The sequence below is a fragment of the Novosphingobium taihuense genome, assembly GCF_007830315.1.
GTDB lineage: Bacteria > Pseudomonadota > Alphaproteobacteria > Sphingomonadales > Sphingomonadaceae > Novosphingobium > Novosphingobium taihuense.
Genome location: NZ_VLKJ01000001.1, coordinates 326,164 through 343,541 on the forward strand (window position 1 = coordinate 326,164; position 17,378 = coordinate 343,541).

Sequence of the window (17,378 nt, forward strand, 5' to 3'; positions counted from 1 at the left end):
AGAAGGCAAGGAAACGAAAATGGCCACCGCAGTAGCTACCGGCAAGATCAGCCAGGTCATCGGCGCCGTCGTCGACGTCGCGTTCGAGGGCGAACTCCCCGCGATTCTCTCGGCGCTTGAAACCGACAACAACGGCAACCGCCTCGTTCTCGAAGTTGCGCAGCACCTCGGCGAAAACACCGTCCGCACCATCGCGATGGACTCGACCGACGGCCTGACCCGCGGCCAGCCCGTCCGTGACACCGGCGCGCAGATCTCGGTGCCCGTCGGCCCCAAGACCCTCGGCCGCATCATGAACGTCATCGGTGAGCCGATCGACGAACGTGGCCCGGTTGGCGCTGAGCAGACCGCTCCAATCCACGCCAAGGCTCCCGAGTTCATCGAGCAGTCGACCGAAGCCGCGATCCTCGTGACCGGCATCAAGGTCATCGACCTTCTCGCCCCCTATGCTCGCGGCGGCAAGATCGGCCTGTTCGGCGGCGCAGGCGTTGGCAAGACGGTTCTCATTCAGGAACTGATCAACAACATCGCCAAGGGCCACGGCGGCGTTTCGGTCTTCGCGGGCGTCGGTGAACGCACCCGTGAAGGTAACGACCTCTACCACGAATTCCTCGACGCCGGCGTTATCGCCAAGGATGCCGACGGCAACCCGACCCCCGATGGCTCGAAGGTTGCGCTCGTGTTCGGCCAGATGAACGAGCCCCCGGGCGCCCGCGCTCGCGTTGCTCTGTCGGGTCTGACCATGGCAGAATACTTCCGCGACCAGGAAGGTCAGGACGTTCTGTTCTTCGTCGACAACATCTTCCGCTTCACCCAGGCAGGTTCGGAAGTGTCGGCTCTGCTCGGCCGTATTCCTTCGGCCGTGGGCTACCAGCCGACGCTGGCTACCGACATGGGCCAGCTGCAGGAGCGCATCACCTCCACCACCAAGGGTTCGATCACCTCGGTGCAGGCGATCTACGTTCCCGCGGACGACCTTACCGACCCGGCACCAGCCGCTTCGTTCGCTCACTTGGACGCAACGACCACGCTGAACCGCGCAATTTCGGAACTCGGCATCTACCCGGCGGTTGACCCGCTCGACTCGACCTCGCGCGTGCTGACGCCCGCCGTCGTCGGTGAAGAGCACTACCAGACCGCCCGCCGCGTTCAGGAAACCCTGCAGAAGTACAAGTCGCTGCAGGACATCATCGCGATCCTCGGCATGGACGAGCTTTCGGAAGAAGATAAGCTGACCGTCGCCCGCGCCCGCAAGATCCAGCGCTTCCTGTCGCAGCCGTTCCACGTCGCCGAAGTGTTCACCGGCATCTCGGGCAAGTTCGTCCAGGTCGAAGACACCGTGCGTTCGTTCAAGGCTGTCGTCGACGGCGAGTACGACCACCTTCCCGAAGCCGCGTTCTACATGGTCGGCGGCATCGACGAAGCGGTCGAAAAGGCCAAGAAGCTGGCTGCTGAAGCCTGATTGAGCTAGCTCCCCGGGCGAGCCCCGGGGAGACCGAAAGGCAAGAGATGTCTCTCCACTTCGAACTCGTCACCCCGGCCCGCCTCGTCCGTTCGGAAGAGGTCCACATGGTCGTCGTTCCCGGTACTGACGGTGAATTTGGCGTGCTGGAAGGCCACGCGCCGTTCATGTCGACGGTCAAGGACGGCTCGATCAAGGTCTACAAGTCGGCCGGATCGGCTCCTGAAGAGATCAAGGTCCAGGGCGGCTTCGCCGAAGTCGGTGCCAACGGCCTGACGGTTCTGGCCGAACACGTCGAAGGCTGATCGGCCTCAACACGTACTTCGAAAGGGCCGGCCCGAAAGGGTCGGCCCTTTTCGTTTGTGCCGTCCACGCGCGACGGGCCTGCGACAAGCTCAGGCTGTGCGGAATGGTAGGAAGCCGCATTCCCCAAAGCCCGCTCATGCTGAGCCTAGTGAAGGATGGTCCCCCACCGCGTCTGTATGCAACACATACAATTTTTTACCCAATTCATCATTCCGAACTTTTCAAGCACGCGAAATTGGGGCATAGCGAATCCACATCCGCGAAATTGCATCGGGAGAGCGAAGAACATGTCCCAGACCCTCGAACAGGTCATCCAGAATGCCGGTGACCTCGTAAACTTCGTCCGCAACCAGCAGGTCGGGCCAAACGTCTATCCGGGCGTTCCGGCAGAATATTCGAACTGGCGCAACGAACAGTGGGCATGGGCACATTCTGCGGTGCTCTACAACCAGTCGTACCACATGGTCGATCTGGCGGTTAAGGGGCCTGACGCTTTCAAGATGCTTGAGCATCTCGGCATCAATTCGTTCAAGAACTTCCAGCCTGACCGCGCAAAGCAGTTCGTGCCCGTCACCCCCGATGGCTACGTGATCGGCGATGTGATCCTTTTCTACCTCGACGAGAACCACTTCAACCTCGTCGGCCGCGCGCCTACGATCGAATGGGTCGAATATCACGCCGCCAGCGGTAACTGGAACGTCACCATCGAACGTGACGAACGCTGGGCCATGCGCACCGATGGCAAGCGCAATTCCTACCGCTTCCAGGTCCAGGGCCCGAACGCGATGAAGATCATCGAGAAGGCCACCGGCAAGACTGCGCCCGACCTCAAATTCTTCCACATGACCCGGATGACCATCGGCGGCAAGGAAGTCCGTGCGCTGCGCCATGGCATGGCCGGCCAGCCGGGCTTCGAACTGATGGGGCCTTGGGAAGACTACGGCGCCGTCCACGCTGCTCTGGTCGAAGCTGGCAAGGCGTTCCAGATGGCGCTCGTCGGTGGCCGCGCCTATTCCTCGAACACGCTGGAATCAGGCTGGATCCCCTCGCCCTTCCCCGCAATCTACACCGGCGAAGCTCTGCGCCCCTACCGTGAATGGCTCACCGCCAATTCCTATGAAGCCAAGTGCTCGGTCGGCGGTAGCTACGTCCCCGAAACCATCGAAGGCTACTACACGACGCCGTGGGACCTCGGTTACGGACCCTTCGTCAAGTTCGACCACGACTTCATCGGCCGCGCCGCACTCGAGAAGATGGCCGCCGAAGGCAAGCATCGCACCAAGGTAACGCTCGCGCTGGACAACGAAGACGTGATGCGCGTCCAGTCGTCGGCCCTGAGCAAGGGCGATCGCGCCAAGTTCATGGAGTACCCGAGCGCGGTCTATTCGATGCACCCGTTCGATCAGGTTCTTGCCGATGGCAAGATGGTCGGCCTCTCGACCTGGATCGGCTACACCGCCAACGAAGGCAAGTTCCTCACGCTTGCGATGATGGAGCCGGGCTACGTCGAACCCGGCACCGAAGTCAGCCTGCTGTGGGGTGAGCCCAACGGCGGCACCACCAAGCCGACCGTCGAGCCCCACGTCCAGACCGAGATCAAGGCCACTGTCGCCGCCGTTCCCTACTCGGAAGTCGCCCGTGACAACTACGCCGAAGGCTGGCGCACGAAGAAGTAAGTCTTAGGGCAACCAGCCCGACTGCGAGAGCGCCGGCCCATCCCGACGGGTCCGGCGCTCTTTGCGTTTGGGCGCTTCCTTCGTTCCTCACTCCTCGTTGTCCCGGACTTGATCCGGGAGCCAGCTTTCTTCCGAATGACCCGCGTCGGCAAGAGCGAGCGGAAGAGCTGACCAAATCCAAGGCAACGAGAAACAGACGTTCAGCTCCATAAATTCCGTTTGTGTTACTAACAATATCTGGCACACTGCCAGCAACGAAAACATGAGGATGTCATGGCCGCCAACAACACCATCACCTTCTACGACCTCGCCCTTTCGACCGGCGCAACGATCAGCCCGTTCGTCTGGGCGACCAAGTACGCGCTCAAGCACAAGGGCTTCGACCTCGATGTCGTGCCCGGCGGTTTCACCGGCATTCTTGAACGCACGGGCGGCAAGACCGAACGCTTGCCCGCCATCGTCGACGATGGCGAATTCGTGCTCGATAGCTGGGGCATCGTCGAATACCTCGACGCCAAGTATCCGGACCGCCCTGCCCTGATCCCCCACGAAAGCGTGGCAGCCACGCTCAAGGCGCTGGACCACTGGTTCTGGAACGCAGCGGTCGGCCCATGGATGTTCTGCTTTTGCGCTGACTACCGCGACCTGTCGGTGCCGGCCGATCATGAATACGTCACCCACAGCCGCGAGAAGATGCTGGGCCGCAAGCTCGAGGATGTTCAGGCCGGACGCGAAGACCGCCTGCCCAAGATCAGCGCCGCGCTCGAACCGCTGCGTGCCGCGCTCGGCCAGCACGAATGGCTTGGCGGATCATCGCCCAACTATGCCGACTACCGCATCATGGGCGGCATCCTGTTCACCGCTTCGGTCTGCAAGATCCCGGTACTGGCCAACGACGATCCGCTGCGCCCGTGGATTGAACGCTGCCTCGATCTGTACGGCGGTCTTGGCCGCCACCCCGGCCTGCACTCCCTGTTCGGCCTAGAACAGCGCGAGGGCGACCCCGATCTGTTCAACCGTTCCGCAGGCCAGGGCGGCATTTACAAGCGCAACACCGGTCCGGATTCGACGCGCGCAGAGACCAAGCGCATCACCGAAGGCCTCAAGAATTAAACGAAGCCGAGGGGTGGCCGCTCAGCGGTCACCCAGTGCGCTGGCGGTGCGCAGCAACAACTGGCGGATACGCTCGGCCAGCGCCTCGTTGAAGCGCACTGCGGGCACGGCGACGCTGAAGGCTCCGGCCAGTTGCTCGTCGATCCATACCGGCACGGCCATGCCGCAGATGCCCGGCGTCGCCTCCTCCCGCGCCAGACTGAAACCGGTTGCCATGATCTGCGCGAAGTCGGCGCGCAGCTCGGCTTCAGTCACGCGGGTCTGGGGGGTGAACCTAGTCCGATCGGTCTCGGCGAAGTAGCGCGCCATCTCGGCAGGAGGCAGCCACGCCGCCATGATCTTGCCTGCGGCCAGCGCATGGAGCGGGCGGCGCGTGCCGGGATCGACGGCGTAGCGCAGCGCCTGATCGCTCGCTTCTGTGACCAGTGCTTCCACTTCCCAGCCGCGCCGGACCATGAACGATGAGGTCTCGTTCAGCTCGCTCCTGAGTGCACGCACCAGTGGAGCGACCCGATCCTCGAGCGTCAGAGCGGCATCGGGCGCACGCAGGCGCTGCAGACCCGGCCCCGGCAGGTAGCGCCGCCCTTCCCGAGTCAGGTATCCCCGCTCGGTCAGGGTCGCGAGCAGGTACGACAAGCTGCTGACAGGAATGGCCAGCGCGCTTGCGATCTCCTGCGCCACTGCGCCCTGCCGGTTCGCCACGACATACTCGATCACATCGAGCGTGCGCATCGCCGACTTGACCGGGTTCGAGGCGGCGGGCGCGTTCACTTGAACAGCAGGCTCCCGCGCCGCTCGGCAAAACGCCACCCTTCGGCGGTCAGCACGAAGCGGTCGTGGAACGAGCCGACCAGCGGCGCGCTCTCGCCCGTGAACAGCAGCATCGCGCTGGTGCCGCGCGCAGTTGCCGGGCCTTCGACGTCGATCACCACGTTCGAACAGACATGCCGCGTGGTACGCGGCGGGCGGGCCTTGAACGCGGCAAGGATCGCCGCGCGCCCTTCAACGCCCTGATCGGGCGCGGTCGGGCGGTACATCACGCCGTCCTCGGCGTAGAGTGCTGCGACTTCGTCCCACCGCGCCTCGTCGTTAAGGTTGGCGTAGAGCGCGATCAGGCGAGCGCAGTCATGCTCGACAGCGCGGCGGTCGTCCGGACTCACAGGCGGCTCGCGGCGATGTCCGCGCCTTCACGCAGCGACTTGAGCTTGCGCCAGGTCACGATCGGATCAAGCTTGCCGTAACCCGCGAACGTGCCGAAGCCGCAATCGGTGCTCGCCACCACGCGATCCGCGCCGACGATCCCGGCGAAGCGTTCGATGCGCTGGGCGATCAGTTCGGGATGCTCGATGTAGTTCGAGCAAGTGTCGATCAGGCCGGGCGCGAGGATCTTGTGGTCGGGCAGCTTGGCGTCCTTCCAGACCTTCCATTCATGCTCGTGTCGCGGGTTTGCGGCCTCGAACAGGACCGTGGCGGGCCGCGCGCCGATCACGATGTCGATCACGCGCTCGAGCGGGATGTCGTGATCGTGCGGGCCTTCGTAGTTGCCCCAGCAGATGTGCATGCGCATCTTCTCGGGCGGGATGTTGGCAGTGGCCGCGTTCAGCGCTTCGACGTTGGCGGCGGCGACCTTGACGAACTCCTCGTCCGAAAGGTCCTGATAGCCGGTGTGGCGGCTCATCGCGAGGTCGGGGCAATCGAGCTGGAGGTAGAAGCCCGCGTCCACAATCGTCTCGTACTCCTCGCGCATCGCATCGGCGAGATCTGCGAGGTAGGCTTCGTGGCTCGGGTAGTGGCGGTTGACCTGGAAGGCGGTGATGAGGCCGGGCGATGCCGCGTTCATGAAGGCTTCGGTATCGGGCGCCGCGTGCTTTTCGAGCGCAGACTTGAAGCGGCGGATGTCGTCGTGCAGCGGCTGGAGCGTGACCTTGCGCACCGGGCCGATACATGAAGCGCGGACAAATTCCTGGCTGCCCATGATCGCCGAGAGCTTCTTGGCGAGGTTGGGCACTTCGGCGAGGTCAGCGGCAGGCTTGCGATCGATATGGCCGCCGAAGCCCGAGAGTCGTTCGATCATGTAGGTCGAGTAGCCGACCTTGCCGAGTTCACCGTCTGAGACGACCGAGACGCCCGCATCGACCTGCGTCTTGACCGCGGCATCGACGGCGGCGGAAACTTTCGCATCGAATTCGGCCGCATCGTAGGCTTCACCCTTGTCCCGTGCCAGAAGCAGCGGGGTGAGTTCATCGCCGCGCGGGAGGCTGCCGACGTGGGTGGTCTTGATCTTTGCCATTTCAGAAAGCCTCATCCGCAATTCATATCTGTGAAAAATTCATAGCCTACTTGGCGAGTGAAACAAGCGGATTTGCGGGGTTTTTGCGAAGAACGCGCTCTGCGGGGGTTTACGCCGTTTACACTGTCCAGAGAGAAAACTCAGGGGACCCGGATTTGGGCAGCTCCTGCTCCTCCCGGAGGCCCCTCTCAAGCGTGCAAAGGCGCGTGCGAATCCCATGCGCTGGAGCCTTTCAGAAATGGCCAGTGTAGGACAGCCCAAAATGCTCACGCGACGGCCTCAACCCGCCTTGTCCTCCGAAGGTCGCCGCCCCGTGACGCGCTGGTAGAAGCGCGAGAAGTAGCTGGGGTCTTCGAAGCCGAGTTCGGTGGCGACCTGGGCGGCGGTCGCGGTGGTGTAGCGCAGCAGGCGGTGGGCTTCGAGGGCGAGGCGGCGGTGGATGAGGTCCATCGGGCTGCAGCCGAGGCGCGCGGAAGTGAGGCGTGACAGGGTGCGGCGGGTGAGGCCCAATGCGCCGGCATAGAAATCGAGATCGCGGTGCTGGCGGTAGTGCAGTTCTACGAGCTGGCGGAATCGGTCGAGACGGCGGTCGGCGCGCGTGGCGTCATCCACTGCAGGTACGTCGCGGGCAACGGTGCGGATCAGGCTTTCGGCAAACGCAAGGAAAAGCGGGTCATGCTGCTGCCACTGCTGCTGCAAGCCAAGCATCTCGCGCGCGAGCCAGAAGGCACGATTGGCTGCCTCCGGACCGAGCGGAGCCGAACCGCCGCGTGCGAGGGCGGTGATCAAAGGGTCAGTGGGGCCAGTTGCACGTGTGGAAAAGTCGGTGGACAAGGTGAGGACAAATCCGCGCGTGCCCTGGCGGAAGCGGAATCCGTGGACGGCGGCGGCGGGCACGATGACCCGAGCGGGGCCTTCGAGGCCGGTAGTGACGGTATCGAGGGTTACTGCGGCGTGTCCCTCTTCTACCAGCAGAACTTGCACGAAGTGGTCGTGCCGGTGAATGCCGATTTCCCAGTCGTGCAAGGCGCTGCGCTCTGCAATGGTTTCGATATGCGCGAAACCGCCGGTGTTCTGCGCAGTGCCTTCACCATAAAGAGCGTATCGCGGTATCGCCTCGATCATGTCCCGAAAGTGCCAGCTGTTTGTCCTGACGCTGCATTCCTCATAACCAGTGCTTCTGTCAATTTGTCATCATGATCCCGCATCCCAGTGCGGGCGCGTGGGAGATGTGATTCATGAAGACCCAGGTTGCCATTATCGGCGCGGGGCCTGCGGGCCTGCTGCTCGGACACTTGCTCAAGGCCGAAGGCGTCGATTGCGTCGTGGTCGAGCGTCAGCAGCCCGATTACATCCTTGGCCGCATCCGCGCAGGCGTGCTTGAGCAGATCACCGTCGGCTTGATGGGTCGGCTGGGCCTCGATGCCCGCCTCAAGGCCGAGGGCCTCGTTGAAGAAGGCTTCAACCTTGCCGATGGCGAGCGCCTGATCCGTATCGACGTGGCCGACCTGACCGGAAAGACGGTGGTCGTCTATGGCCAGACCGAGATCACCCGCGATCTGATGGACGCCGCGCCCGAACGCGGGCTGCAAGTGATCTATGGTGCTGATGATGTGGCGCTGCACGATATTGAGAGCGATGCGCCCTATGTGACTTATGCGCTCGATGGTGCGGAGCAGCGGATCGATGCGCGCTTCATCGTCGGCTGCGACGGCTTCCATGGGCCAAGCCGCAAGGCGATCCCGACGAGCGTGGCGCGCGAGTATGAACGGGTCTATCCGTTCGGCTGGCTCGGCATTCTGGCCGACGTTCCGCCGTGCAACCACGAACTGATCTATGCGAACCATGAGCGCGGTTTTGCCCTCGCCTCGATGCGCAGCCACACGCGCAGCCGCTACTACGTGGACGTGCCGCTGACGGAGAAGGTCGAGGACTGGTCGGACGAACGCATCTGGGATGAGTTGGCGGTGCGCCTCGGGCCTGAAGCCGCGGCGAACATGACGCGCGGGCCGTCCATCGAGAAGTCGATCGCGCCCCTGCGCTCCTATGTGTTCGAGCCGATGCGCCATGGCAGCCTTTTGCTCTGCGGCGATGCCGCGCATATCGTGCCGCCTACCGGCGCCAAGGGCCTGAACCTTGCGGCAAGCGACGTGCATTACGCAGCCGAAGCCCTGACCGGCTTCTTCAAGCGGGCCGACAACGATGCCGTCGTCGGCTACTCCGCCAAGGCGCTGGCCCGGGTGTGGAAGTCGGAACGGTTCTCATGGTCTCTGACCAAGCTGATGCATCGCTTCCCCGAGGACGGTCCGTTCGAACGCGCGATGCAGGTGGCCGAGCTCGAATACATTTCGAGCAGCGTGGCCGCGCAGACCAGCATCGCCGAGAACTACGTCGGGCTGCCGGTGTAAGGCGAAAGAACTCCCTGCCCAAAAGGGTTGCCGTTCCCTGTAACATCGTCATTTGCCCGTCACATAATCGCGACAGAACAAGCCCATCGACAGGGGCTTTGTTTTACATGCGGCATATCGACATCCTACTTACAGGGGACCTTCCGGGCGGGCGCGAGGCCTTTGTCCATTCGGACTTGCGCGTGGTGTTCCATCGCTGGAAGGCTCAGGCGCCACTGCCGCTGATGGAAGGTCGGCCCTGGGCGTTCATCGACTGGGTGCTTGATGAGATGTCCGGGCTGGAACTGTGCCGCCGGCTGCGCTGCGCCGACAGTCTCGGCCACGATGCGCATATCACGGTGATCCTGGAGGACGATGACGCCGAGGCCAAGCGTCGGGCGCTGCGCGCGGGGGCGGACGATTATATCGTGGGGCCCGTTGACCGCAGCGCGCTGCTCGACCGGGTGTTGTCGGTCCAGTTGCCCGAGCATGAGGCCCCTGCCCGCATGCTCAAGCTGGGCGAACTGACGCTCGATCTTGCCGCGATGCAGGCGCGCTGGCGCGAACAACCGCTGTTGCTGATGCCCAACGAGTTGCGCCTGCTGCGCTACCTGATGGAGCAGCCCGGCCACGTGTTCAGCCGCCAACAGCTGATCACGGCGCTGGGCAAGCACGACCAGCCGATTGACGAGCGCACCGTCGACGCCTGGGTAAGCCGACTGCGGCGGGCGCTGCGCGATGTTGGTGCGGGATCGCCGCTGCGGACGGTGCGGTCGTTGGGATACGTGCTGGATCGCCCCTGAAGTCAGGCTTGGAGGAAACCCTCCAATTGGTCGAGGCTTTCGCGGGTGCCGTCGCAGGCGCCGGAAGCGAGTTCCTGCTCCAGTGCCTCGGCGGAGGGAAACAGGTTGGAGATGCTGACTTCGGTCTGGCCGTCCCTTGCCGCAAAAGTGACCGTGGTAATTGCGCCGTCCCGGCTTTCCTCGTTGGTCCAGACGATGCGCTCGTCGGGCACGACTTCGATATAGGTGCCGAAGAAAGCCATCGGTTGATCCGAAGCGGGATGGCCGATTTCCAGTCGGTAGGTTCCACCCTTGCGAACGTCCATCTCGCACGAGACGAGCGTCATGCCGTAGGACCGGGGGATCCACCACTGGCGGAACAGCGCCGGGTCGGCCCAGGCACGGAAGACGAGATGGACCGGGGCAGCGAAGCGTCGGATAACGACGAGCTCGCGATCCGAGCGACGTTCCACGACGGTGTTGCCCTGCGAACTTTCAGCTGAGTCATTCATCGCCATTCTCCCTTCGCGCGAGGTCTTCGAGGATGCCGTCGAGCGCGGCGAAGCGCGCATCCCACATCTGCCGGTAGCTTTCGATCCACGCCGCTTCCTCTTCCATCCGGCGCGGGCCGATGCGGCACTTGCGCACGCGGCCCTGCTTTTCCGTGGCCACCAGCCCTGCCCGCTCGAGCACGCCGATGTGCTTCTTCATGCCGGTGAGCGTCATGCCGAAGCGATCGGCCAGTTCGCCCACGGAAGCATCGGATCGCACCAGATGCTCAACAACGCCGCGCCGCGTGGCGTCTGACAAGGCGGCAAAGGACAAGTCGAGGCGTTCAAACTGAACCATGTGGTTCAGTTTCTGACATAAGCCTGCACGATCCGCAAGTTACAAAAAGCCGCGAACCTGCCTTTTGCGAACAAGCTTCGTCATTGCGAGGAGGCGAAGCTGACGAAGCAATCCAGAGTAGCTCAACCCGCTCTGGATTGCTTCGCTCCGCTCGCAATGACGAGTTAGTCGGGTTGGGCGCTTGCGAACGACGGTCGACAAAAAAGAGGCGGCCCTTTGCGAGGCCGCCTCTCGAGGTGGATTGACTGTGAAAGACTTCAGAACGTCATCGAAGCCGACAGCGCGAACGTTCGGCCGACGTCGTAGGAGTTTACCTCGACGCGGTTGGTGCCTGACTGCTGGTATTCGTAGTTGCGACGGCCGGTGATGTTGCGGGCCTCGAACTTGAGCTCGACATCGTTCTTGAACAACTTGAAGCCCTGACGCGCGACGAAGTCGATGCGCAGGCCCGGGTCCTGCACCACGTCGGGCTGGCCAGTGTTGAGCAGGCCGCGGCTGAAGACGCGCTTGCTCGCATAGCTCAGCAGGATGGTTTGCTGCGACAGACCGTCGGTGTCCTCGAGACCGAGCTGGACGTTAGCGATATGCTCGCTCTGTCCGGTCAGCGGCGCGCCGTTGGTGAAGTAGTCCAGCGCGCGGGTCGAAGCGGCGAGGTAGTACGAGGTCTGGTCGCCTTCCTTCACCTTCAGTTTCGACTTGGTGTAGGTGTAGTTGGTGATCAGCGCGAAGCGGCGGGCTTCCCAGAAGCCACCCCAGTCCGACAGGTCGAAGTACTTCTGCAGTTCGACTTCGGCGCCGTAGAGATCGGCCTTGGGCGCGTTGGCAAAGCTGGTGATGAAGTTGTCGCTTTCGAGGCTGACGAAGCTTTCGATCGGCTTGTCGATCCGCTTCCAGAAGCCTGCGATCGAGAAGCGCTGGTCACGCGCGTAGTACCACTCGTAGCGGGCCTCGGCGTTGGTCAGCGTGCTGTCCTGCAGGTTCGGGTTGCCGCGATAAGTGCGGTTGGTGTCGGGATCGAAGTAGAATTGGTAGATCAGCTCGCGGAACTGCGGGCGGGCGATCGTCTTCGAAGCGTTGGCGCGCAGCTGCATGTCGTCGCGGAACGACCATGTGAGCGTTGCCGCCGGGAGCCAGTAATCGTTGTTCAGGCTGGTCGGCGCAGTGATCGAAGTCACGTCGCTGAACACCGGAATGGCCGACACAGCCATCTTGGCGGTCTCATAGCGCACACCAGCATCGAGTTGCAGCTTGTCGGTCAGCTGGGCATCGATCTTGGCGTAGGCGCCGTGGTTCTTGAGCATGGCGAGGAAGGCGGGATTGCCTTCGTTGGTGTCGACGAGGCCGATGTTGAAGGCCTTGGTGACGGCGTTGCTCAGCAGATAGTCCGGGCGGAACAGATTCACGCCATCGGGAAGGTCAACAGCGCGCCACTGGAAATCGCGACGCGAACTGGTGCGGCGCGTGTCGGTATAGGCATAGCCGATGGTCGTCGTGATCGCTGGCGAGACCTTGTAGGACACGTCGATGCCGCCCGACCACAGGTCTTCGTTGAGGTCTGAGAAGCTGACGTTGGCACGACCTGAGTTGCCGTCGAGGTTGTTGACGAAATATTGGCCGAGCGGGTCCGAAGCGACATTCGTGCGGACGTATTCGAAGCTCAGCTCGTAGGGTGCTTCACGCTGCGAATTGGCAAAGCCGCCGCGAAGGTCGACGCTGAGGCCGTCGAGCGGCTTCAACTCGGCGACGATCTGGCTGTCGATCAGCTGGCGTTCGTACCAGGCGGTTTCCTGCTGCTGGTAATCGACCGTAGTCTGGTTGCGCTGGCCAAGGCTGATGCGCGTGTGCTTGAGCGTGTCGCGGATGTAGAGGTTGGTCCAGCGGATCTTGTTGCGGCCGAATTCGAGGCCGAGCCCGAGCATGCCGTTGACGACGATGCGGTTATCCGTCGTCACGCGACGGAAGTCCGACTGCAGGTCAGCGAGGTCGGATTCGACGGAGGTCTGGCTGGTCACGTCGCGCGTCAGCCACTTGTTGTTGTAGCCTGCCGTGGCGATCACGCCGAGGGTCGCGCCGCCGAGATCGAACGACTTGCCAGCCGAAAGCGAGAGTGAGCCGTTGCCCGGCATGTTGGGGATGCGCTGGGTCAGGCCGTTGCGGGTGTTTACAATGCCCTGCCCCACGGCAACGGCATCGACCTTGCCTGAGCTGAGCCGTTCGCCGCTGGCAAAGAAGCTCTGCAAGGCGTTGGTATAATCGCGCTGGCCATTGTCGAAACCGGTCCAGTCGGTGCTCGAACCATAATAGGTGTAACCGAGCTGGTTGGTGGTTTCCGTATCCCAGGATCCGCCGATCCCAATGTTGACGAAGGCTTCCTGCGGGACCGACTTGGTGGTGAGGTTGACCACGCCGCCGCCGAATTCGCCGGGGTAGTTCACCGAGTAGGACTTCTGCACCAGCGACGAGGCGATGATGCTGGAGGGGAACAGGTCGAGCGGTACGACGCGCTTGAGCGGTTCCGGGCTCGGCAGGGGCGAGCCGTTAAGCAGGGCGAGAGAATAGCGATCGCCAAGACCTCGCACATAAACGTAGCCGTTGCCGACGACGCTCAGGCCGGTCACGCGGCCGAGCGCGCCTGCGATGTTGCCTTCGCCGGTGCGGGCGATTTCCGCCGTGCCGAGAACAGAGACGACCTGCGGCGCGGCGCGCTGAAGGTTGCGGTCACGCTGGCCGGTCACCACGATCTCGCCACCGGGGATCGAGACTTCGGGCGCTGCTTCCTGTGGCTGCTGCTCGGGCTGTGCATCGGCAACGGCCTGATCGGCAGGCGCTTCCGGTGCCGAAGGCGGCGTCTGCGTGGCATCCTGCGCGTGAACGAGCGCCGGGCTGAACAGCGCGGTGGAAAGCAGCAGCAGGTGTGCGAGCCGCAAGGTATTCATCTGTCGTCCCCCCTGGGGAAAAGGAAAGTTCCGTGGTGCGGGAAAGGGGGCAGCCGTTGCCGGCCACCCCCCGGGTTTCCCGAAAGGCGCCGATCAGGTGGTCGGCAGCAGCGTGCAGGACTGGCTGGTGGTGCCGAAGTTCGCAGCCGTGCTGTTGCAGGTCCAACCAGCGTACCAGGTGTCCGAGGCATCCTTGACGGCGCCGATGTAGGTTACCGCCGAGAAGAACGAGGACAGCGTGGTCACGTCAAAGGCGGTCACGGCAGTTTCGTTGGCACCGTTGATGAAGCCACCGGTCAACGTCGACGTGAAGCCGTCGTTGTTGTTGTTCGATCCCGAACCGAAGAACGTCTGAACCTGAGCCGCCGTGTAGGTGCCGGTGCCAAGGTACTTCGTGGCGTTGCAGGACATCACCACCGAGCGAGCGACGAGCGTCGAGGCGTTCGCACCGCCCGAACCGTTCATGCGGATGCATTCATTGTTCGGGGTGTTGACCACGCCGTTGTAGAGCGAGATGTCCGAGTTGCCACGGAACAGCAGCGCGGCCTGATCGGCAGCTTCGTTGTTGCTGCTGGTCTGAGCCTGGACAGCGGTAAAGTTTGCAATCTTCGAAACCTGACGCGGCGTCTGGGCTTCGTTGCCGTTGCTGTCGAGTTCCATCAGCGCGTCACCCGAACCTGCACGCTGGATCAGCAGCAGGTACTGGAGATTGGCCTGAACACCGGTATCCATATCGAGGCTGTCATCGTCGGCACCCACCGAGATGTAGTGTTTCATGTTGACGGTGCCGCCGAAGAATTCCGCGCCATCATCCGAGCTGTTGTAGCTTTGGATGTAGTCGAACTGGGTTCCAGAGCCGACGCCTTCGAGGGTCAGCGCCTGGAGTTCCGAATTCGAGCCGAGCACGTAGCCCGAGTAGCGGATCTGGACGTACTTCATCGTGCCGCTGTTGTCGGCATCGTTGGTGCCGCCGAACAGGGCAGGATCAGCCGCGCCTTCGGTCTGGCGCTCGCAAGTGCTGGCGGTGCCGCCGCTGGCGACCGAACCGGTGGTGCAATCGGTGATCGGCGCACGGCCCATCAGCACGACGCCACCCCACTGGCCCTGCGACGTTTCGGTGTTGAGGCCGAGCACGTTGTCACGGCTGGTGAAGATGATCGGCGCGGTGGCGGTGCCAACGGCATTGATCTTGTTGCCGCGGTTGACGGCAAGCCACGACGTGCCGGTGTTGCCAAACAGGATCACGCCGGGCTGGATGGTCAGCGTCACGCCGGTGCTGGTGCTGCTGAAGCCGGCATCGTTGCCGACATCGACGCGACCGTTCATCGAGTAGAGCAGGCCCGCGATCTTCGGGAGCGTGGTCGAACGGGTGATGCGCGCAGGCAGCGTGCAGACGCGCCAGGAGCCCTGTGCAGATGTGACGGTACCGGCGTCGGTCAGGCCCGTCGGGTCTTCGATCGTCGGGCAACCCGCAGCGGCAGTGACCGGGGTGGACGTTGGAGTTGGCGTCGGGGTCGGAGTTGGCGTCGGCGAAGGATTGATGATGACGTTGCCGCCGGTGCCGGGCGATGCGATGTCGGTGGGGCCGCAGCCGGCGAGCGCCAGTGCGCTGCAGCCGACAAGGAACAGGCCGTGGATGTTCTTCACTTGGTATCCCCCATGGATGGCGGCGGGAGCCATCCCCGCCTTGGTCGAGGGGTTCTCTAGGCCTGCAAAGTGACAGCCTCTTTGCGGTTTCCTGACAGTTTTGTGTCAATTTATCTGACGGTTATTTGACCAATGTGACGACGCACACGGATTCGCGCGGGTGTTAAAGTTGCACTTTTGTGACAATGTTTCAGTTTCATTGCAGAAGCAGAGAATCATGGCATGCTTCGTGAAAATCACAGCAATCGCTTAACGGAGAGACATCATGGCCAACACTTTGCTTCTTGCCGCAGCTCTGATGAGCCAGTCTGCCGTCATGGTCACGCCACCGCTGACTGTTCCTGCTCCCTCCCTGCCCAGCGGCGATGTCGGCTTCCATGAGATCGTCGCCGGACGCCCGATGGCAGCCATCGCGCGGATCGAAAACAGTGAACTTGCCAAGAGTGGCGATCCGCTCGCACTGATCAACCTTGGCACCGCCTACAAGATGCTCGGCCAGAGGGATCGCGCCGCAAAGCTCTACCGTAGCGCGGTCGCCTCGGACGATCGCTATGACGTTCAGCTTTCGGATGGCCGCTGGATCGACTCCCGCCGCGCGGCCACGCTCGCCCTGTCGCGACTGGGCAGCGACGAGGTACTCGCCCTGCGCTGACATAGGGGGTGCGGCAGCGGCCAGCCACTGCGACACGAAAGGGATCTTGAGCGGATCCCTTTTGGTCCATGCACCCATATCACGACTAATCTGCGATGCGAGCGCGATGCGAGCGTTCTCATCTCCTAACTTTAGTTGCGCCAAGTCGAAGCGACTTTTTTCGCCTACTGAAATTATTCAATTGTATTCAGCATCTTATTTGATGCATTAAAATCGACATTCAAGTCCACCGGGAGGGGTGGACCGGGGGTCGGCAAGGATGAACAAGGAAGAACTGGCGAGACTGGCAGCGATCCAGACACTGATCGGAGAGCTCCTGGGGCACCATGAAGAGGTTCATGGCGAAACGGTGCCAACGTTCGAGAGGCTCGCTGCCATCGCGAAGGCGAAAATCCAGGCCCGGCGCCGGCGGCAGGAGCTCTTTCCCGGCATTCAGGTCGCAGATCCGGCTTGGGACCTGATGCTCGAACTGTTCATCCACCATGTCGAGATGCGGCAGATTTCGGTGACCGGCCTTGGCCTTGGCGCCAATATCCCGGGCGCAACGGTCCTGCGCTGGCTCGCCATATTCCACGAAGCAGGACTGATCGTGAGGGAGCCCGACCCAAGCGACCGCCGCCGGGTCTGGGTGCGGCTGACGCAATCGGGGGCAGAGCGGATCGCCATGGCAATTTCGCCCGGCAACGCAATTTCCAGCCTTCCGGCGGCGCGTACAGTCGAACGCTCTACGCTCGCCGCCTGAACGCCCCGTCAGCCCCGCCCGCGATAGGAGGCGACGCCCTGGTCGGGCAGCCAGAGACCCGCAGGTGGCGGCCCGGATTGCCAGAACACATCGATCGGAATGCCACCGCGCGGATACCAGTAGCCGCCGATGCGCAGCCACTGCGGCTTCATTTCGTCGAACAGGCGCTGACCGATGCCGACGGTCACGTCCTCGTGAAATCCGGCGTGATTGCGGAACGAGCCGAGAAACAGCTTCAGCGCCTTGGATTCCACGATCGTCTCGCCCGGCGCGTAATCGATCACCAGATGGGCAAAGTCGGGCTGGCCGGTGACCGGGCACAGCGAGGTGAACTCGGGCGCGGCAAATCGGATCATGTAGAGCGTGCCGGAGCGCGGGTTGGGCACGTAATCGAGCACGGCCTCTTCGGGCGAGGCGGGCAAGCTGCTGTTCTGCCCGAGGAATAGCGGGGTCTTGGTCATGGACTGGCCTTTGACTGGATATTGCCCGCCCAATGCACCCGTCGCAGCTCTGGAGCAAGTGGGCGGATCGTGCCC

Annotated in this window: 17 protein-coding genes; 8 read left to right on the forward strand and 9 right to left on the reverse strand. The window is 63.0% G+C overall.

Going from position 1 to position 17,378, the window contains the following annotated elements; translation table 11 throughout:
* The first annotated feature begins 19 nt into the window (after nt 1-19).
* The 4 genes from atpD (at nt 20) to IQ25_RS01470 (ending at nt 4,557) form a co-directional block, all read left to right on the forward strand.
* Nucleotides 20-1,462, forward strand: coding sequence for a F0F1 ATP synthase subunit beta (gene atpD, locus IQ25_RS01455; RefSeq protein ID WP_144901533.1), 1,443 nt, complete (start codon nt 20-22; stop codon nt 1,460-1,462).
* Nucleotides 1,463-1,509: 47 nt separating this feature from the next.
* Entirely contained in the window at nt 1,510-1,767 is a 258-nt protein-coding gene (locus IQ25_RS01460; RefSeq protein ID WP_144901535.1) for an ATP synthase F1 subunit epsilon, read from the forward strand.
* 288 nt (nt 1,768-2,055) lie between these two features.
* Nucleotides 2,056-3,444 carry a syringate O-demethylase gene (desA, locus tag IQ25_RS01465; RefSeq protein ID WP_144901537.1) on the forward strand — a complete coding sequence of 463 codons (1,389 nt, stop codon included), beginning with the start codon at nt 2,056-2,058 and terminating at the stop codon, nt 3,442-3,444.
* 273 nt (nt 3,445-3,717) lie between these two features.
* Nucleotides 3,718-4,557 carry a beta-etherase gene (locus IQ25_RS01470; protein WP_144901539.1) on the forward strand — a complete coding sequence of 280 codons (840 nt, stop codon included), beginning with the start codon at nt 3,718-3,720 and terminating at the stop codon, nt 4,555-4,557.
* 21 nt (nt 4,558-4,578) lie between these two features.
* Here IQ25_RS01470 and IQ25_RS01475 read toward each other — a convergent pair whose 3' ends face one another.
* The 4 genes from IQ25_RS01475 to IQ25_RS01490 form a co-directional block, all read right to left on the reverse strand.
* On the reverse strand, nt 4,579-5,328 hold the full coding sequence (locus tag IQ25_RS01475) for an IclR family transcriptional regulator (RefSeq protein WP_144901541.1): 750 nt from the start codon (nt 5,326-5,328) through the stop codon (nt 4,579-4,581).
* The gene (locus IQ25_RS01480; RefSeq protein WP_144901543.1) at nt 5,325-5,717 is read right to left on the reverse strand and encodes a nuclear transport factor 2 family protein; all 393 of its coding nucleotides are present in this window, start codon (nt 5,715-5,717) and stop codon (nt 5,325-5,327) included. The genes IQ25_RS01475 and IQ25_RS01480 overlap by 4 nt, the downstream gene beginning before the upstream one ends.
* A complete protein-coding gene (locus IQ25_RS01485; RefSeq protein ID WP_144901545.1) occupies nt 5,714-6,847 on the reverse strand; it encodes a cobalamin-independent methionine synthase II family protein in 1,134 nt (377 codons plus the stop codon). Before IQ25_RS01485 ends, IQ25_RS01480 begins: the two co-directional genes overlap by 4 nt.
* Before the next feature lie 279 nt (nt 6,848-7,126).
* Nucleotides 7,127-7,972 carry a helix-turn-helix domain-containing protein gene (locus IQ25_RS01490; RefSeq protein WP_144901547.1) on the reverse strand — a complete coding sequence of 282 codons (846 nt, stop codon included), beginning with the start codon at nt 7,970-7,972 and terminating at the stop codon, nt 7,127-7,129.
* A gap of 113 nt (nt 7,973-8,085) precedes the next feature.
* On the opposite strand from IQ25_RS01490, the gene pobA reads away from it, so the two are divergent.
* Together pobA and IQ25_RS01500 are read left to right on the forward strand one after the other, a co-directional pair.
* On the forward strand, nt 8,086-9,255 hold the full coding sequence (gene pobA, locus IQ25_RS01495) for a 4-hydroxybenzoate 3-monooxygenase (protein WP_144901549.1): 1,170 nt from the start codon (nt 8,086-8,088) through the stop codon (nt 9,253-9,255).
* Nucleotides 9,256-9,362: 107 nt separating this feature from the next.
* Nucleotides 9,363-10,037: a response regulator transcription factor gene (locus IQ25_RS01500; RefSeq protein WP_144901551.1), complete on the forward strand. Its 675-nt coding sequence runs from the start codon at nt 9,363-9,365 to the stop codon at nt 10,035-10,037.
* Nucleotides 10,038-10,039: 2 nt separating this feature from the next.
* On the opposite strand, the gene IQ25_RS01505 is transcribed toward IQ25_RS01500, so the two are convergent.
* The 4 genes from IQ25_RS01505 to IQ25_RS01520 all read right to left on the reverse strand — a co-directional run bounded on the left by IQ25_RS01505 (nt 10,040) and on the right by IQ25_RS01520 (nt 15,481).
* The gene (locus tag IQ25_RS01505; RefSeq protein WP_144901554.1) at nt 10,040-10,528 is read right to left on the reverse strand and encodes an SRPBCC domain-containing protein; all 489 of its coding nucleotides are present in this window, start codon (nt 10,526-10,528) and stop codon (nt 10,040-10,042) included.
* Nucleotides 10,521-10,865, reverse strand: a complete 345-nt coding sequence (locus IQ25_RS01510; RefSeq protein WP_144901556.1) for an ArsR/SmtB family transcription factor — start codon at nt 10,863-10,865, stop codon at nt 10,521-10,523. The genes IQ25_RS01505 and IQ25_RS01510 overlap by 8 nt, the downstream gene beginning before the upstream one ends.
* Nucleotides 10,866-11,122: 257 nt before the next feature.
* Nucleotides 11,123-13,801 carry a TonB-dependent receptor domain-containing protein gene (locus tag IQ25_RS01515; protein WP_144901558.1) on the reverse strand — a complete coding sequence of 893 codons (2,679 nt, stop codon included), beginning with the start codon at nt 13,799-13,801 and terminating at the stop codon, nt 11,123-11,125.
* A 93-nt stretch (nt 13,802-13,894) separates the two neighbouring features.
* Nucleotides 13,895-15,481: a hypothetical protein gene (locus IQ25_RS01520; protein ID WP_144901560.1), complete on the reverse strand. Its 1,587-nt coding sequence runs from the start codon at nt 15,479-15,481 to the stop codon at nt 13,895-13,897.
* 232 nt (nt 15,482-15,713) lie between these two features.
* Between IQ25_RS01520 and IQ25_RS01525 the strand changes: the two genes are divergently transcribed.
* Complete coding sequence (locus tag IQ25_RS01525) at nt 15,714-16,100, forward strand: hypothetical protein (protein WP_144901562.1); 387 nt, start codon at nt 15,714-15,716, stop codon at nt 16,098-16,100.
* A 259-nt stretch (nt 16,101-16,359) separates the two neighbouring features.
* Nucleotides 16,360-16,842, forward strand: a complete 483-nt coding sequence (locus tag IQ25_RS01530; RefSeq protein ID WP_144901564.1) for a winged helix DNA-binding protein — start codon at nt 16,360-16,362, stop codon at nt 16,840-16,842.
* An 8-nt stretch (nt 16,843-16,850) separates the two neighbouring features.
* Here the strand turns inward: IQ25_RS01530 and queF are convergent, their stop codons facing one another.
* Nucleotides 16,851-17,303, reverse strand: coding sequence for a preQ(1) synthase (gene queF, locus IQ25_RS01535; RefSeq protein WP_144901566.1), 453 nt, complete (start codon nt 17,301-17,303; stop codon nt 16,851-16,853).
* Between the last annotated feature and the right edge of the window lie 75 nt (nt 17,304-17,378).